The 15,508-nt window shown below is 69.5% G+C and carries 14 protein-coding genes; 10 read left to right on the forward strand and 4 right to left on the reverse strand.

Annotated features, from left to right (window positions below):
- Positions 1–294 precede the first annotated feature (294 nt).
- Positions 295–1,185 carry a LysR family transcriptional regulator gene (locus J2X09_RS03300; protein WP_017404932.1) on the reverse strand — a complete coding sequence of 297 codons (891 nt, stop codon included), beginning with the start codon at positions 1,183–1,185 and terminating at the stop codon, positions 295–297.
- A gap of 92 nt (positions 1,186–1,277) precedes the next feature.
- Here J2X09_RS03300 and J2X09_RS03305 point away from each other — a divergent pair, with 92 nt between their 5' ends.
- From J2X09_RS03305 to fahA, 5 genes are all read left to right on the forward strand, one after another.
- Positions 1,278–2,894: an FAD-dependent oxidoreductase gene (locus tag J2X09_RS03305; protein ID WP_017404931.1), complete on the forward strand. Its 1,617-nt coding sequence runs from the start codon at positions 1,278–1,280 to the stop codon at positions 2,892–2,894.
- Between the two features lie 39 nt (positions 2,895–2,933).
- Positions 2,934–3,929 (forward strand): Bug family tripartite tricarboxylate transporter substrate binding protein, encoded by a 996-nt coding sequence (locus J2X09_RS03310; protein ID WP_017404930.1) that lies wholly within the window; start codon positions 2,934–2,936, stop codon positions 3,927–3,929.
- Between the two features lie 166 nt (positions 3,930–4,095).
- Positions 4,096–5,232 carry a porin gene (locus J2X09_RS03315; RefSeq protein WP_017404929.1) on the forward strand — a complete coding sequence of 379 codons (1,137 nt, stop codon included), beginning with the start codon at positions 4,096–4,098 and terminating at the stop codon, positions 5,230–5,232.
- A 95-nt stretch (positions 5,233–5,327) separates the two neighbouring features.
- Entirely contained in the window at positions 5,328–6,614 is a 1,287-nt protein-coding gene (hmgA, locus tag J2X09_RS03320; RefSeq protein ID WP_026062256.1) for a homogentisate 1,2-dioxygenase, read from the forward strand.
- Positions 6,611–7,933: a fumarylacetoacetase gene (gene fahA / locus J2X09_RS03325; RefSeq protein ID WP_017404927.1), complete on the forward strand. Its 1,323-nt coding sequence runs from the start codon at positions 6,611–6,613 to the stop codon at positions 7,931–7,933. The genes hmgA and fahA overlap by 4 nt, the downstream gene beginning before the upstream one ends.
- Before the next feature lie 55 nt (positions 7,934–7,988).
- On the opposite strand, the gene J2X09_RS03330 is transcribed toward fahA, so the two are convergent.
- From J2X09_RS03330 to J2X09_RS03340, 3 genes are all read right to left on the reverse strand, one after another.
- Positions 7,989–8,285, reverse strand: coding sequence for a hypothetical protein (locus J2X09_RS03330; protein ID WP_017404926.1), 297 nt, complete (start codon positions 8,283–8,285; stop codon positions 7,989–7,991).
- Positions 8,286–8,690: 405 nt separating this feature from the next.
- The gene (locus tag J2X09_RS03335; RefSeq protein WP_026062255.1) at positions 8,691–9,857 is read right to left on the reverse strand and encodes an ABC transporter substrate-binding protein; all 1,167 of its coding nucleotides are present in this window, start codon (positions 9,855–9,857) and stop codon (positions 8,691–8,693) included.
- A 331-nt stretch (positions 9,858–10,188) separates the two neighbouring features.
- Positions 10,189–11,100, reverse strand: a complete 912-nt coding sequence (locus J2X09_RS03340; RefSeq protein ID WP_017404924.1) for a LysR substrate-binding domain-containing protein — start codon at positions 11,098–11,100, stop codon at positions 10,189–10,191.
- Positions 11,101–11,225: 125 nt separating this feature from the next.
- Between J2X09_RS03340 and J2X09_RS03345 the strand changes: the two genes are divergently transcribed.
- The 5 genes from J2X09_RS03345 to J2X09_RS03365 are packed head-to-tail and all read left to right on the forward strand — an operon-like array spanning position 11,226 to position 15,499.
- Positions 11,226–11,885, forward strand: a complete 660-nt coding sequence (locus tag J2X09_RS03345) for a substrate-binding domain-containing protein (RefSeq protein ID WP_017404923.1) — start codon at positions 11,226–11,228, stop codon at positions 11,883–11,885.
- Positions 11,886–11,918: 33 nt separating this feature from the next.
- Positions 11,919–12,953: an amidohydrolase family protein gene (locus tag J2X09_RS03350; protein WP_059400368.1), complete on the forward strand. Its 1,035-nt coding sequence runs from the start codon at positions 11,919–11,921 to the stop codon at positions 12,951–12,953.
- A gap of 1 nt (position 12,954) precedes the next feature.
- Positions 12,955–13,638 carry a 4-carboxy-4-hydroxy-2-oxoadipate aldolase/oxaloacetate decarboxylase gene (gene ligK, locus J2X09_RS03355; RefSeq protein ID WP_059400367.1) on the forward strand — a complete coding sequence of 228 codons (684 nt, stop codon included), beginning with the start codon at positions 12,955–12,957 and terminating at the stop codon, positions 13,636–13,638.
- 11 nt (positions 13,639–13,649) lie between these two features.
- Positions 13,650–14,582, forward strand: coding sequence for a DUF1932 domain-containing protein (locus tag J2X09_RS03360; protein ID WP_017407889.1), 933 nt, complete (start codon positions 13,650–13,652; stop codon positions 14,580–14,582).
- Positions 14,579–15,499, forward strand: a complete 921-nt coding sequence (locus tag J2X09_RS03365) for an amidohydrolase family protein (protein ID WP_059400366.1) — start codon at positions 14,579–14,581, stop codon at positions 15,497–15,499. Before J2X09_RS03360 ends, J2X09_RS03365 begins: the two co-directional genes overlap by 4 nt.
- Positions 15,500–15,508 lie beyond the last annotated feature (9 nt).

The raw sequence follows: 15,508 nt of genomic DNA on the forward strand, positions 1-15,508 counted from the left end.
GTTGCCAAACCAAAGTTACCCGGCGAGGGTGGAGGTGTCAACACGCAAAGCGAGCTGTCGCGGAGGCCGAAGAAAGAATACGCGGGTCCTCTGATGAAGGTCAAAGCGCGGTGCCGGAGGGACGCCTGCCCAGCGATCGCGGTTCGCGATGGGTGGGCATCCGCAATACGACGGCTCGCCGTCGAGCCAGCCTCAAGCCACGGGGAGAGCCCCGGTTCGCCGCCGGCATCGTTCGAGCGGGGTCGGCCGCATCCGGGCACTGGCTCCGCCGCACCCGAAGCCTGCCCGTCGGGCCTAGTCGAACGCGAGCTTGGCGAGCGTGCCACGCAGCCATTGGTTGGCCGGATCCTTGTGCGCCCTCCGGTGCCAGAACTGGCGCACGTCCGCCGCGGGAATGCTCAGCGGCACCGGCAGGATCTGCACGCCACGGGCGTTACGCGCCGCGTTGCGGGGCACGGTGACGACCAGGTTGGAGCGCTCGACGACATCCGCCGCGACGTGGTAGTGGGTCACGCGCAGGATGACGTCGCGCTTGGCGCGCATCTTCGAGAGCGCGCGCTCCACCAGGTCGTCCGCATTGCCCGTGGCCACGGCGACGTGCTGGGCCGTCAGGAACGCCTGCAGCGGGAAGCCGGGGCCGATGAACGGATGCCGCTTGCGCGCCAGGCAGCAGTAGGGATCGCCGAACAGGCGCTGCTGGTAGAAGCCCGACTTCAGAAAGGCGAGGTTGCCGATCGCGAGATCCGCCTCGCCGCTCTGCAGCAGTTGCTGGTACTGGTCGTTGGGCCGCCGCAGCGCCTCGATGCGCACGTGCGGCGCCTCCCGCAGCACCGCCGAGATCAGCCGCGGCAGAACGATGCCCTCCCCCGCGTCGGACAGGAGGATCTTGAACGTGCGCTCCGACGCCTTCGGCTCGAAGCCGTTCGGTCTTTCCAACGACTGCTGAAGGATCGCCAACGCCTGGCGGACCGGGCCGATGAGTTCGTCGGCCAGGGCCGTCGGCTCCATCCCGCCGGTGGTCCGCACGAACAGCGCATCGGAGCAGGCCTTGCGCAGCCGCAGCAGCGCGTTGCTCATTGCGGGCTGCGACAGGCCCGCGACGCTCGCCGCCCGCGACACATTGCGCTCGGCATAGATGGCGTCGAAGACCCGCAGCAGGTTCAGGTCGAACGTTTTGATATTCATATCCTGAATTCTATTTCTCTCCAATATCGATTAGACAATGATGAGCGTGCCGGTGATCATTTCCCCAACCAAACGAGAAAGGATGAGACCCCATGGGGACAGAGATCAAGACGCCCGTGCTGATCGTGGGCGGAGGGCCCATCGGCCTGTCGATGGCCATCGAGCTGGGATGGAGGGGGATCGAGTCGATCCTCGTGGATGAGGGCGACGGCACGATCGAGCACCCGCGCACCGGCCTGATCGCGGTGCGCACGATGGAGCTGTTCCGACGCTGGGGGCTGGCGCAGCGCGTGCGCGACTGCGGATTCCCGGACGACTACGACCTCTCGATGGTCTTCTGCACGTCGCTCAACGGGCTGCTGCTCGATCGGGAGAGCTACCCGAGCATGCGCGACGCGCCCACGCCGCCCGAGACGCCCGAGAAGAAGCAGCGCTGCCCGCAGCTGTGGCTGCAGCCCATCCTGACCGACGCCGCCCGCGCCGAACCCAGGGCCAGGCTGCTGTTCAAGCACCGCTTCGTCTCGCTTCAGCAGGACGGCGAGGGCGTCACGGCGACCGTCACCGACCTGAACACGGGCGAGCCTGTCACCATCCGCGCGGACTACCTGCTCGGCTGCGATGGCGCTACCAGCCAGGTCCGCGAGCAGGTCGGCATCAGGATGGAGGGCCGGCTGCTCAGCTACTCGGTGAACGTCCTGATCCACGCGCCGGGACTGGTGCACGAGCACAAGATGGGGCCGGCCGAGCGCTACCTCTTCGTCGGCCCGGAGGGAACGTGGGGCAATCTGACCGTCGTCGACGGGAACGAGATCTGGCGCCTGACGGTGCTCGGATCGGAAGAGAAGATGGACCTCGCGAACTTCGACCCCGCCGCCTGGGTCCGGCGCGCGCTCGGTCGCGACGACGTGGAGTTCGTGGTCGATTCGGCCATCCCCTGGCGGCGCAGCGAGATGCTCGCCGATCGCTACTTCGAGGGCCGCGTCGCGCTCGTGGGCGATTCCGCCCACACCATGTCTCCGACCGGTGGCATGGGCATGAACACCGGGGCGCAGGAGGTGCTGGACATCGGCTGGAAGCTCGAGGGCCTCCTCAACGGCTGGGGCGGCCCGGCCCTGCTGCGCAGCTACGAGACCGAGCGCCGGCCCGTCGCGCAGCGCAACATCGGCTTCTCCACGCAGAACTTCAGGGCCTGGCAGGACACGCCCAGCCCGGCGGCGGTGTGCGACCTGAGCGCCGAAGGCGAGCAGGTGCGCCGGGACCTCGGCCGGCGCCTGCGCGAGTCGACGCGCGTGGAGTGGGAGTCGCTGGGCCTGCAGATCGGCCACCGCTACGAGGGCTCGCCGATCTGCGTTTCCGACGGCACGCCCCCGACCCCGGACGAGTACTCGACGTACATCCCCACGACGCGGCCCGGCGCGCGCGCGCCCCACGTCTGGCTCAGCGACGGCCGCTCGACGCTCGACCTGTTCGGCCGCACCTTCGTGCTCCTGTGCTTCGACGGCGGCCTGCGGGGCGAGGCGGACACGCTCGCGCAGGCCTTTGCCGCCAGGGGAGTTCCGTTCCGCCTCGAATCCATCGAGCAGGCCGACGTGGCGAGAGCCTACGAACGCCCGCTGGTCCTGGTGCGTCCCGACGGGCATGTCGCATGGCGCGGCTCGCACGTGGAGCACGCCGGCCAGGTGGTCGACACGGTCCGCGGCGCCGCTTAGCCGCAAGCCCCTTCCACGAAACAAAAAGGAGACAACCCCATGAAGACTGAACTGCCCGGCCGCGCGATCAAGGCGATGGCCGCCGCCCTTCTCGGCTCGTGCATCGCACTGTGCGCACATGCCAACGGCTATCCCAGCAGGCCGGTCACGCTGGTCGTGCCCTTCACGCCCGGCGGCAGCAACGACGCCCTGGCGCGCACGGTGGGCCAGAAGCTCGGCGAGTACTGGAAGCAGCCCGTCATCGTCGACAACCGCCCGGGCGCGGGCGGCAACGTTGGCACCAAGCAGGCGGCCAAGGCGGCTCCCGACGGCCACACCCTGCTCGTCGTGGCCAACAATTTCGTCACCAACCCCTTCCTCTATCCGGACGGCCGCGCGGGCTACGATCCCGTGAAGGAATTCGTTCCCGTCACGCAGCTGGGCCGCGTGCCCTTCGTCCTGGTCGTCCACCCCGGCCTCGCCGCCAAGTCGACCCAGGAGCTGATCGCCCTGGCCAAGGCCCAGCCCGGCAAGCTGTCCTATGGGTCCGCCGGCGTCGGCACGCCGCACCACCTGACCGGAGAGCTCTTCAAGAGCCTGGCCGGCATCGACATGGTGCACGTGCCCTACCGCGGCGCGCAGCCCGTGGTCACGGACCTGATCGGCGGACAGATCCAGGTGCTCTTCGGCGTCGCGAACTCGGTGCTCCCGCACATCAAGACCGGCGCCCTGCGCCCGCTCGCGGTGGCCGGCGAGCAGCCCCTGCCCTACCTGCCAAACGTCCCGACCGTCGCCAGCGCGGGCGGCCCCTTCAAGGCCTTCCGCAGCGAGGTCTGGATCGGCCTGGTCGCGCCGGCGGGCACGCCGCCCGACGTGGTGGCCAAGATCGAGGAGGCGGCGGGCCGGGCACTGCGGGATCCGGCGGTCAAGGCGGCGCTGGAAGCCCAGGGCCTGGAGCCCGCCCCATCGACGCCGGCCGCGCTCCAGGCACTCATGCAGGAAGACATGGCGCGCTGGTCCAAGGTCATCAAGGACACCGGCGCACGCGCCGAGTGAGGCGCAGCGGCGAGGCCGGCGGCTGATCGCCGCCGCCGGCGCCGCCGCGCCGCCCTCTAACACCCGATTGCAGCTGGCTGACGGCGCGGAGCACCCGCCCGCCGGGCAGCGCATCGCCCGCAGCGTGGCCCGTCAGGCCCCATCCCATCACAACGAGGAGACAACCATGAAGCATTCCCTTTCCGCGGCGGCCGCAGGCCTGCTCGCGCTCGGGCTCGCACCCGCGCATGCGCAAGGAGGCGCGCCGGCGTCCGGCGTCACGATCTACGGCGTGGCCGACGCCGGGGTCGAATGGTCTAACAACGGCGCCGGCTCGTCCCGCCGGCTGGTGTCGGGCGGCGCGCTGGGCAGCCGGCTCGGCTTCCGCGGCGTCGAGGACCTCGGCGGCGGCCTGTCCGCGGTTTTTCGCCTGGAGCAAGGCATCAATCTGGACGATGGCACCCTGGGCCAGGGCGGCCGCGCATTCGGCCGGGAAGCCTCCGTCGGCCTGGCAAGCACCGCCTGGGGCACCGTGACGGCCGGGCGCCTGCCGACGCCCTACTACGTGGCCCAGTCCGGCGTCGACGCCTTCTCGTGGATGGGCAGCGGCGGGCATCTGGCCATCACGCGCAGCACCGACGCGACCCGCCAGCTGCTGCCCCTGGCCGTCAGCGCCCGCTTCGACAACGCGGTGGGCTACGTGACGCCCAGGCTGGGACCGCTGACGTTTCGCGCCATGGCCGCGGCCGGGGAGAATCAGCCCACCATTGGACGCGCCTACAGCGCCTCGGCGACCTACCGCAACGGTCCGGTCGACGCGGTGCTGGCCTGGGCACGACAGCAGGGCGCGGACAACGCGAACGGCCGGATCGACGCCGTCGTCGCCGGGGGCAGCTACGACTTCGGCGCCGCCAAGATCTTCGCGGGCTACACCGCGGAAAAGAACAGCTGCGGCACCTGCACCGGCGCGCTCGCCCGCGCCCAGGGCGTCACGGGCGCCGCGGCCAGCGAGTTCCGCCTGATCAACCTCGGGGCCCGCGTGCCCTTCGGTGCCTTCACCGCCATCGTGCAGGCCGTGCGGATTTCCGACCGCTCGGCCTACGCGGCGGCCACCGGCCAACGGGACGCCACATGGCTGGCCATCGGCGGCGAATACACGCTCTCCAAGCGCACGATGGCCTATGCCTCGCTGGGCGCGGTCGGCAACCAGAACGGCTCGCGCTACGCGCTGGGTTCCGGATCGGCCCAGCAGCCCGCAGGGCTCGGGGGAGCGGGCGACCACCGTTCCACCACGCTCACACTGGGCATGCGCCACGCGTTCTGAACAGACACGGCAGACGCCCAGGTCGTGCGCTCAGGCGCCTGCGTGGCGCAGGAGCGCCGCCGCATGTTGAATCAAACCAAGGACAGGCCATCGCCATGACTGAACCACAACCCGCCTACCAGACCGGCATGTGCAACGAGTTCGCCACCGAAGCCCTCCCCGGGGCGCTCCCCCATGGGCGCAACTCCCCGCAGCGCGCGCCGTACGGCCTGTACGCCGAGCAGCTCTCCGGCACGGCGTTCACCGCGCCGCGCCACGCCAACCGCCGCGCCTGGCTCTACCGCATCCGGCCTTCGACGCTGCACCATCCTTTCGCCCTCGTGGATGCGGGACGGTGGACGAGCCGGGCCGGCGACGGCCCCGTGACGCCCAACCAGCTGCGCTGGGACCCGCTTCCTATGCCCGAGCGGCCGACGGACTTCATCGAGGGCATGACGACGATGGCGTGCAACGCGTCCTGCGCGGTCCACCTCTATGCCGCCAACCGGTCGATGGAGACGCGGTTCCTGTACGACGCCGACGCGGAGCTGCTCCTCGTGCCCCAGGCTGGTCGCCTCGAGCTGGCAACGGAAATGGGCCGTCTGCAGCTCGAGCCCCAGGAGATCGCCGTGATCCCCCGGGGCGTGCGCTTCCAGGTGCGGCTGCTGGACGCCCAGGCGCGGGGCTACGTGTGCGAGAACTTCGGCGCCGCCCTCAAGCTGCCGGACCTCGGTGTCATCGGCTCCAACGGGCTGGCGAATCCCCGGGACTTCTGCACGCCGGTCGCGGCCTACGAAGACCGCGAAGGCGACTTCGAGCTGGTCGCGCGCTTCCAGGGAAACCTGTGGAGCGCGCGCATCGGCCACAGCCCGCTCGACGTGGTCGCCTGGCATGGCAACCACGCGCCCTACAAGTACGACCTGCGGCGGTTCAACACCATCGGCTCGATCAGCTACGACCATCCCGATCCGTCCATCTTCCTGGTGCTGCAGTCCGTCAGCGACACCCCGGGCGTCGACACCATCGACTTCGTGGTGTTCCCGCCGCGCATCCTCGTGGCCCAGAACACGTTCCGGCCGCCCTGGTACCACCGTAACGTCGCGAGCGAGTTCATGGGGCTGATCCACGGGGCCTACGACGCCAAGGCCGAGGGCTTCGTGCCCGGCGGCGCGTCCCTGCACAACTGCATGAGCGCGCACGGACCGGATGCCGACACCTTCGCCAAGGCCAGTGCCGCTGACACCTCCCGGCCGGACTACCTCACCGAGACGATGGCCTTCATGTTCGAGTCGTGCGACGTCTTCAGGCCGACGACGTTCGCCCTGGAGACCGCCCAGCTGCAGGAGGACTATTTCCGCTGCTGGCAGAACCTCGGGAAGCACTTCGATCCGGCGCGGCCATGACGCGGGTGAACGAAACCCACGCGCCGGACCTGCGCAGCTGGGTCGGGTCCGCGAACGAGGACACGACGGATTTCCCGATCCAGAATTTGCCCTTCGGCGTCTTCCGCCGGCGCGGCTCCTCCGGGCCGTTTGGGGGCGGCGTGGCCATCGGGGACCAGATCCTCGACCTGGCCGCCGCGGCCGCCAGCGGCGCACTCGCCGGCGATGCGCGGGATGCCGCGGTGGCCGCCTCGCGCAAGCGCCTCAACGACTTCATGGCCATGGGGCCCGCCGCGTGGTCGGCGCTGCGCCTGGCGCTCTCGCGCGCGCTGCGCACGGGAGCCACGGAGCGCGGCAGGTTGGAGGGATGCCTTCTTGCCCAGCGCTCGGCCGAATACGCCCTGCCCGCGGCCATCGGCGACTACACCGACTTCTACATCGGCATCCACCATGCCACCGCCGTCGGCCGGTTGTTCCGGCCGGACGCACCGCTGCTTCCGAACTACAAATGGGTTCCCATCGGGTACCACGGCCGCAGTTCCTCCGTGGTCGTCAGCGGCGAACCGATCTACCGCCCGCTCGGCCAGAGCAGGGCCGAGGCCGGCGACCCGGAATTCGGTCCGAGCAGGCGCCTGGACTACGAACTGGAGCTCGGTTTCCTGGTGGGCCCGGGCAACCGGCGCGGCGAGCCCATTGCCATCGGCAGCGCCGAGAGCCACCTGTTCGGGGTCGCGCTGTTCAACGATTGGTCGGCGCGCGACATCCAGCCCTGGGAGTACCAGCCGCTGGGGCCCTTCCTGTCCAAGAACTTCGGCAGCACGCTCGCCCCGTGGGTCGTGACATTTGAGGCGCTGGCGCCGTTCCGGGCCGCTTGTCCGCGTGCGCCCGGCGACCCCGAGCCATTGCCCTATCTGAATTCCGAACGGAACCGGGCCAGCGGCTCGGTCGATGTGCAGCTCGAGGTGCTGCTCCAGACCGAGGCGATGGCCCGGTCGGGCCTGCTGCCAGCGCGCCTGTCGCGCTCGAGCTTCGTGGAGGCCGCCTACTGGACCCCCGCCCAGCTCGTGGCCCACCACACGGTCGGCGGCTGCAACCTCGCGCCTGGCGACCTGCTCGGATCGGGCACGCTGTCCGGGCCACATCCAGAACAGGCCGGCTCGCTCCTCGAGCGGACTGCCGGTGGACGGCAGGCCATCGCCCTGCCCTCGGGCGAGCACAGAACCTTCCTGGAGGACGGCGACACCGTCATCCTGCGCGCCTGGTGCGAACGCAGCGGAGCGCGACGCATCGGCTTCGGCGCATGCGCCAGCACCATCCACGCGCCGAAGCGCGCACCCTAGCCTCGCCGCGCGCTGCCCTGCACTGCCAAGCTGGCACCCGGGCGCGTCCTGCAATTCAGCGGCGAGGCAGGTTGGGACACTCGCTGACCGGCGTCGTGTGCCCGGCCGCCAGGCGCTGCGCGCATGCCGGCGCGTGGTCGCAGAACGTGCACCGGACTTCCGCCGCCCGGGTCGCCGGCAGGTCGTCCTGGGTCCTTGCCGCCTGCACCTGACGCCGGGCGGTGAACTTCCGCAGTTCCAGCGCGCCGGGATGCCGGAGCCTCCACCACTCGGGTTGCAGGTTCAGCCACAGCAGCGTGGCCGCACCGCCAAGAAGCGTCAAAATCACGAGAATCCCCAGAAGCTTGTCCATGATCGTTCCTTTCTGCCATCGTCGGCGGATGCAGGCTGGGCGGCCCTGCAGGTTCTGCCGTCTCCGCAGGCGCAGGCGATTTTTTGTTAGTCGCCTAACTATTAATCTAGGCCTGCCGCGGCCGGCCGTCAACCGCCGCGGGCGGCGTCCTGGACGAATGTTGATCTCGCGCAAACCCGGACGCACCCGCGCCGCCCTCCGACGCGGGGGATCCGCGGGTACGGCCGGAAGCGATCCACCGCTGCGGCCCTCCTCTCCCGCCGGCGGATGTCGTGCGCCGCAGACCCATCCGCGCCCCGAGGCACATGCAGGTACGGCCGGGGCACATGGCCGGTCGCTCCACGCGCGGCGGCGCGGCCGCCAATGCGCAGCGGCGCTGGGATCCGAGCCGTCCCGGCCGCGTACTCAGCGCAGCATGCGTCCGTTGTGCGTCATCACCAGGATGTCGGCCACGTCGATGCCGCTGGCGATCTTTCCCTCGGTCGGCGCGGAGAAGGAGACGCCGCCGAGGGACACCCCCTGCATCGCGCGCAGGGTGGCCTGGAGCGCGGGGCGCGTCAGCCCGGGTGCGCGCCGCAGGCCTTCCAGCAGCACCTGCGCGTTGATGTAGCCTTCGAACGAACTGAGGGACAGCCGGTCGTAGTTCCGGGCCTTCATCGCTGCCTGGTATTCGCGCGCCAGGGGAAGCAGCGTCGCATAGGGGTTCGGCACGACGCTGGAGAAGGCCGTGCCAACCGCATCGGCGCCCACTTGCTCCCACACCGAGCGCTCATCGACCGTGGAAAGGCAGACCATCTGCGCCCACAGTTTCGTCGCCACCTTGGCGCGGATGGCGGCGATCCCGGTCGCGGTCACGCCACCGACCACTACTACGTCGGCGCCGCTGCGCTCGATGCTCCGCGCCTGCTCGGTGTAGTCGGTGGCGTCCCGCGCATAGGGCACGGCGGCGACGAGCGGCAGTCCCTGCGCCTTCAGCACCGACTCGAACTGCGCGCGGAACGCCGTGCCCGAGTTGTCGGTCGCGTGCAGCACGGCGAAGCGGCTCCGGCCAATGGTGGGAAACAACGCGGCGATCGCGCGGGTCTCCGCGTCGAACGTCGCTCGCACATGGGTGACGATCTCGGTCCCCGGGCGGCGGAATGCATCGTTTCCGTGCAGCACGCCGACGATCGGCACGCCCGCGCGGGTCGCCGCCGGAATGGCGGCGCCGATGATCGGGCCGCCGAACAAAGAGGTCACCGCGACGACGGATTCCCTTGCCGCCAGCGACCCGATGGCCTCGACGGTCTTCTCGGCCTGGTACCCGTTGTCGATGGCCAGGAGCTTGACGGGCTGCCCCCGGATCCCTCCAGCGCGGTTCGCCTGTTCGAGCGCTCCGTCCACGCCCTGCCTGATCATCTCGGCCTGGCGCGCCTGTCCTCCCTGCAAAGGAAGCAGCATCGCGATCTGGATCTCGCGCGCCGCCGCCCGCGCTCGGAACGGCAATCCGACGGCCGCCGCTGCGAGCACCCCTCCGATGCACGAAAAGGTGCGGCGCCGCGCTCGGTCGGTACCCGTAGGTTCAGTGTTCATTGTCTGCCTCTCTCCATCATTGGTGCGCGCGATCGGTGCCGCAGCCCCACGCCGGCCGGTCGCGCTGACTTTTTGCGAGGCGACTCTAAACACTTTGTCGCGCGCTTGATAGATTGAGTCTCAGTCAATGTGAGTCCGCCGCGCGGGTGCGACTTCCGCACGGACAGAGGCCTGCATCGCCGGGCGGGGTACTGCCCGCATGCGTCCTGCATCTCGCCGAGGGCGGCTGCGCCGCACCGGGCCATATGCGCCGAAAGGCCGTGGCCTGCAAGGCTGTCACCACGGACGGCCCGGCGGGCATCGGACACGCCGAGCCGGGCCGACCGGGCCTTCACGCCGGCCGGAGGACTTCGGAGACCGTCAGCCGCACCAGGTCCAGCGTGGTCTTCTGGACCTGCGTGGCGGGGCGTTGCAGGCTGGTCGCCAGGGACAGCGCTATGCGCAGCGGCGGCGCACCGATGACCTGGGCGCTGTAGGCAGAAGGAACAGGCGAATTGAGCAGCGCGTTGCGCGGCAGCACCGCGTACCCGGCCCCGTCGGCCACCATGTCCAGGATGGCGGCGACCCCGTCGATCTCCAGCGCGATCTCGGGCCGGCAGCCGATGAGCGCCATCTCGGCTTCCACGTGCATGCGGATCGCGTTGGGGCGCGAGGGAATGACCAGCGGCAGCCGCGCGAGCTCGGCGAGCGCGATGGGGCCGGGCGGCGGGTCCTCGGCCAGCCCGCGCGGGCGGGCGCGCACGAGCAGCAGATCCTCGTCCATGAGGTGCGACACATCCACATCGCGCACCGGCTGGCCGTTGTAGAGCACGACGATGTCCAGGCGACCGCTGACCAGTCCTCTCAGGAGTTCGCTCGAAAGCCCTTCGCTGATCGAGAGCCGAGCCTCCGGCAATTCCTTGCGGAAGGCGCGCATGAGCGGCACCGCCATCGCGCGCGCCACGCTGCTGGGCAGCCCGATGGCGACGGCGCCCGAGACGCCGCCGCGCAGGCGCTCCATGTCCTCCCGCGCCCGGGCCATCTGGTGCAGGATGCCCCGCCCATGGTCGACCAGCAACCGGCCCGCCTCCGTGGGCGTGACGCCGCGGCCATTGCGCACCAGCAGGTTCTGGCGCAGCTCCACCTCCAGCAGGCGCACCTGCCGGCTCAGGGCCGACTGGGCCATGCCGAGGGCCGCCGCGGCATGGGTGAAGCTGCCCATTTCGGCGACCCGCACAAAGTACTCGAGCTGCTTCAGATCCATCGACAAATGAGATATCTGGTAGACCAATCCGCCACTTCTTGTATAGCTGGAATTGCAGCAGAATACCCCAAAATACTTAGCCACCAAACAATCCTATGAATGCTCCGCTTCGTGGAATCTCCTCCATGGCCACCCGCCAGGTGTTGGCCGAGCTGCTGGCCGCCTACGAGCAGCAGACCGGCCAGCGCGCAGCCATCGAGGCCGTGGGCGGCGTGGACGCGGCCAAGCGGGTGCAGGCCGGCGAGGCTTTCGACGTGGTGGTGCTTGCCTCTGACGCCATCGACAAGCTCATCGCGGCCGGCGCCGTCGTGGCCGGCAGCAGGACCGACTGGGTGCGCTCCGGCGTGGCCGTGGCGGTGCGCGCGGGCGCGCCGCTGCCCGACATCGGCTCGGAAGACGCAGTGCGCAGTGCCGTGCTGGCCGCGCGCAGCATCAGCTATTCCACCGGCCCGAGCGGCGTGGCGCTGGCGAAACTGTTCGAGCGCTGGGGCATTGCCGACCAGGTGGCCGGCCGCATGGTGCAGGCCCCGCCCGGCGTGCCCGTGGGCTCCCTGGTGGCACGTGGCGATGTGGAGCTCGGCTTCCAGCAACTGAGCGAGCTGCTGCACGTGGAGGGCATCACCATCGTGGGCCCGCTGCCGCCTGCGATCCAGATCACCACCATTTTTTCATCGGGCGTCGCTGCCTCCAGCCAGCAGCCCGAGGCCGCCAAGGCGCTGCTCGACTTCTTCGCATCGCCAGCGGCGGCCGAAGCCAAGCAACGCCAGGGCATGGACCCTGCCTGAACCCGAACACCAAGATCCAAGGAGCACAACGCAATGAGCCTCATCATCGACTGCCATGGCCACTACACCACGGCACCCAAGGCGCTGGAGAACTGGCGCAACCAGCAGATCGCCGGCATCAAGGACCCGGCCGCCATGCCCAAGGTCGCCGATTTGCAGATCAGCGACGACGAGCTGCGCGAGTCCATCGAGACCAACCAGCTGCGCCTGATGAAGGAGCGCGGCAGCGACATCACGCTGTTCTCGCCGCGCGCCAGTTTCATGGCCCACCACATCGGCGACTTCAATGTCTCCAGCACCTGGGCGGCCATCTGCAACGAGCTGTGCCACCGCGTCTCCACCCTGTTCCCCGACAACTTCGTGCCCGTGGCCATGCTGCCGCAAAGCCCCGGGGTGGACCCCGCGACCTGCATCCCCGAGCTGGAGAAGTGCGTCAAGGAATACGGCGCGGTGGGCATCAACCTCAACCCCGACCCCTCGGGCGGCCACTGGACCAGCCCGCCGCTGACCGACCGCCACTGGTACCCCATCTACGAGAAGATGGTGGAGTACGACCTGCCCGCCATGATCCACGTGAGCACCAGCTGCAACGCGTGCTTCCACACCACGGGCGCGCACTACCTGAACGCCGACACCACGGCCTTCATGCAGTGCATCCAGGGCGACCTGTTCAAGGACTTCCCCACGCTCAAGTTCCTGATCCCGCACGGCGGCGGTGCCGTGCCCTACCACTGGGGCCGTTTCCGCGGCCTGGCGCAGGAGATGAAGAAGCCCCTGCTCGAAGACCACCTGCTGAACAACATCTTCTTCGACACCTGCGTGTACCACCAGCCGGGCATCGACCTGCTGAACACCGTGATCCCGGTGAAGAACGTGCTGTTCGCCTCCGAAATGATCGGCGCGGTGCGCGGCATCGACCCCACCACCGGCCACTACTACGACGACACCAAGCGCTACATCGAAGCGTCGAAGATCCTGAGCGGCGACGACAAGCACCAGATCTACGAAGGCAATGTGCGCCGCGTGTTCTCCCGACTCGATTCACGACTGAAGGCAAAGGGGCTCTGACATGTACGAATTAGGCGTTGTCTACCGCAACATCACCCGCGCCGATCGCGCAGCCGCTGACGGCCTGGCTGCCCTCGGCTCGGCTACCGTGCACGAGGCCATGGGCCGCGTGGGCCTGCTCAAGCCCTACATGCGCCCCATCTACGGCGGCCAGCAGGTCAGCGGCACAGCCGTCACCGTGCTGCTGCAGCCCGGCGACAACTGGATGATGCACGTGGCGGCCGAGCAGATCCAGCCCGGCGACGTGGTGGTGGCGGCCGTCACCTCCGAATGCACCGATGGCTATTTCGGCGACCTGCTGGCCACCTCGTTCCAGGCGCGCGGTGCGCGGGCGCTCATCATCGACGCCGGCGTGCGCGACGTGAAGACCCTGCAGGAGATGAATTTCCCCGTGTGGAGCCGCGCCATTTCCAGCAAGGGCACGATCAAGGCCACGCTGGGCTCGGTCAACATCCCGGTGGTGTGCGCCGGCATGTGGGTCACGCCGGGCGACGTGATCGTGGCCGACGACGATGGCGTGGTCTGCGTGCCCGCCGCGCGCGCCGCCGAGACGCTCGAGGCCGCGCGCAAGCGCGAGAGCTTCGAGGGCGAGAAACGCGCCAAGCTCGCCTCGGGCGTGCTCGGCCTGGATATGTACAACATGCGCCCCGGGCTCGAAAAGGCCGGGCTGCGCTACATCGACTGAGGACCTACGCCATGCCCATCCCCGCATCGGCGCAGGACTGGCACATCGGCCTCGTCGGCTACGGCGAGGTCGGCCGCATTCTCTGCGAGGACCTGCGCGCCCAGGGGCTGCGCGTCTCGGCCTACGACCGCAAGCTCGGCGGTGCGCTACAACGGCCCTTGTTGGAGCACGCGCGGGCCCATGGCGTCGAGTTGCTCGACAGCCACGCCCGGCTCGCGGCCACTGCCGACTTCGTGATCAGCGCCGTCACCGCCAGCCAGACGCTGGACGTGGCCCGGGCGTGCGCTCCGCAGGTGCGCAAGGAAGCCTTCTATCTGGACTTCAACTCGGCCTCCCCGGGTGCCAAGCAGGCGGCCGGCGCGCTGATTGATGCGGCCGGTGCCCGGTACGTCGAAGGCGCGGTGATGACCAGCATTCCACCTTACCGCATCAAGGTCCCGCTGCTGCTGGGCGGCGCCTCGGCCAGGGCGCTGGCCGAGGCCATCGCGCCGCTGGGCTTCGTCGCCAAGGTCGTCAGCGACCGGCTGGGCGTGGCCTCGGCCACCAAGATGTGCCGCAGCGTGATGGTCAAGGGCCTGGAGGCGATGGTGATCGAGAGCTTCACGGCCGCGCGGCACTACGGCGTGGAGGACGCGGTCATCGCCTCGCTCCAGGAGACCTTTCCCGGCATCGACTGGGAGAAGCAGGGCGCCTATTTCTTCCAGCGCGTGATCGAGCATGGCCGCCGCCGCAGCGAGGAGATGCACGAGTCCGCGAACACGGTGCGCGAAGCGGGCATGCCCGCCTTCTCCGCGCAGGGCACAGCCGAGCGCCAGGCCTGGATGGCGGACCGCGCGGACGCCGGGTCGTTCGGCGAACGCGGCGCTCCGGGATTCGCGCGCGCCGCCGACTGGCGCGCCGAGGCCGACCGCCTGTTGCAATCTCTCAAGGAACCCACCGCATGAGCACTTTCACGAAAACCCCAGGCTGGCTCGACTGGTACGCCGGACCCAGCAAGCCCCGCTTCCAGGTGCCGCCCGGCAGCGTGGACGCGCACTGCCACGTGTTCGGCCCGGGCGCGGAGTTCCCCTACGCGCCCGAGCGCAAGTACACGCCCTGCGATGCCTCGAAGCACGAGCTGTACGCGCTGCGCGACCACCTGGGCTTTGCCCGCAACGTGGTGGTGCAGGCCACCTGCCACGGCGCCGACAACCGCGCCATGGTCGATGCCTGCCTGTCCAGCGGTGGCAAGGCGCGCGGCGTGGCCACGGTCAAGCGCTCGGTGACCGATGAAGAATTGCAGGCCCTGCACGCCGCCGGTGTGCGCGGCGTGCGCTTCAACTTCGTCAAGCGCCTGGTGGACTTCACGCCCAAGGACGAGCTGCTGGAGATCGCCGGCCGCATCGCCAAGCTCGGCTGGCATGTGGTGATCTACTTCGAGGCGGTGGACCTGCCCGAGCTGTGGGATTTCTTCACGGCCTTGCCTACCACCGTGGTGGTGGACCACATGGGCCGGCCCGACGTGACCAAGCCCATCGATGGGCCCGAGTTCGAGCTGTTCCTGAAGTTCATGCGCCAGCACCCCAACGTGTGGAGCAAGGTCAGTTGCCCCGAGCGCCTGTCGGTCACCGGGCCGAAGGCGCTCAACGGCGAGCAGGCGGCCTACCAGGACGTGGTGCCGTTCGCGCGAAAGGTGGTGGAGGAGTTCCCCGACCGCGTGCTCTGGGGCACCGACTGGCCGCACCCCAACCTCAAGGACCACATGCCCGACGACGGCCTGCTGGTGGACTTCATCCCCCACATCGCGCCCACGGCCGAGCTGCAAAAGAAGCTGCTCGTGGACAACCCCATGCGCCTGTATTGGCCCGAAGAGGCGAAGTAAGGAGAGCGC

It is taken from the genome of Hydrogenophaga laconesensis (assembly GCF_031457235.1).
Taxonomy (GTDB): Bacteria; Pseudomonadota; Gammaproteobacteria; order Burkholderiales; family Burkholderiaceae_C; genus Hydrogenophaga; species Hydrogenophaga laconesensis.

Bases quoted from the DNA above. Each gene is read 5' to 3' on its own strand.
- J2X09_RS03360 (WP_017407889.1), top strand. From the start codon at position 13,650: ATGCCCATCCCCGCATCGGCGCAGGACTGGCACATCGGCCTCGTCGGC.
- J2X09_RS03340 (WP_017404924.1), bottom strand. From the start codon at position 11,100: ATGGATCTGAAGCAGCTCGAGTACTTTGTGCGGGTCGCCGAAATGGGC.
- J2X09_RS03315 (WP_017404929.1), top strand. From the start codon at position 4,096: ATGAAGCATTCCCTTTCCGCGGCGGCCGCAGGCCTGCTCGCGCTCGGG.
- fahA (WP_017404927.1), top strand. From the start codon at position 6,611: ATGACGCGGGTGAACGAAACCCACGCGCCGGACCTGCGCAGCTGGGTC.
- ligK (WP_059400367.1), top strand. From the start codon at position 12,955: ATGTACGAATTAGGCGTTGTCTACCGCAACATCACCCGCGCCGATCGC.
- J2X09_RS03300 (WP_017404932.1), bottom strand. From the start codon at position 1,185: ATGAATATCAAAACGTTCGACCTGAACCTGCTGCGGGTCTTCGACGCC.
- hmgA (WP_026062256.1), top strand. From the start codon at position 5,328: ATGACTGAACCACAACCCGCCTACCAGACCGGCATGTGCAACGAGTTC.
- J2X09_RS03335 (WP_026062255.1), bottom strand. From the start codon at position 9,857: ATGAACACTGAACCTACGGGTACCGACCGAGCGCGGCGCCGCACCTTT.
- J2X09_RS03365 (WP_059400366.1), top strand. From the start codon at position 14,579: ATGAGCACTTTCACGAAAACCCCAGGCTGGCTCGACTGGTACGCCGGA.
- J2X09_RS03310 (WP_017404930.1), top strand. From the start codon at position 2,934: ATGAAGACTGAACTGCCCGGCCGCGCGATCAAGGCGATGGCCGCCGCC.
- J2X09_RS03305 (WP_017404931.1), top strand. From the start codon at position 1,278: ATGGGGACAGAGATCAAGACGCCCGTGCTGATCGTGGGCGGAGGGCCC.
- J2X09_RS03350 (WP_059400368.1), top strand. From the start codon at position 11,919: ATGAGCCTCATCATCGACTGCCATGGCCACTACACCACGGCACCCAAG.
- J2X09_RS03330 (WP_017404926.1), bottom strand. From the start codon at position 8,285: ATGGACAAGCTTCTGGGGATTCTCGTGATTTTGACGCTTCTTGGCGGT.
- J2X09_RS03345 (WP_017404923.1), top strand. From the start codon at position 11,226: ATGGCCACCCGCCAGGTGTTGGCCGAGCTGCTGGCCGCCTACGAGCAG.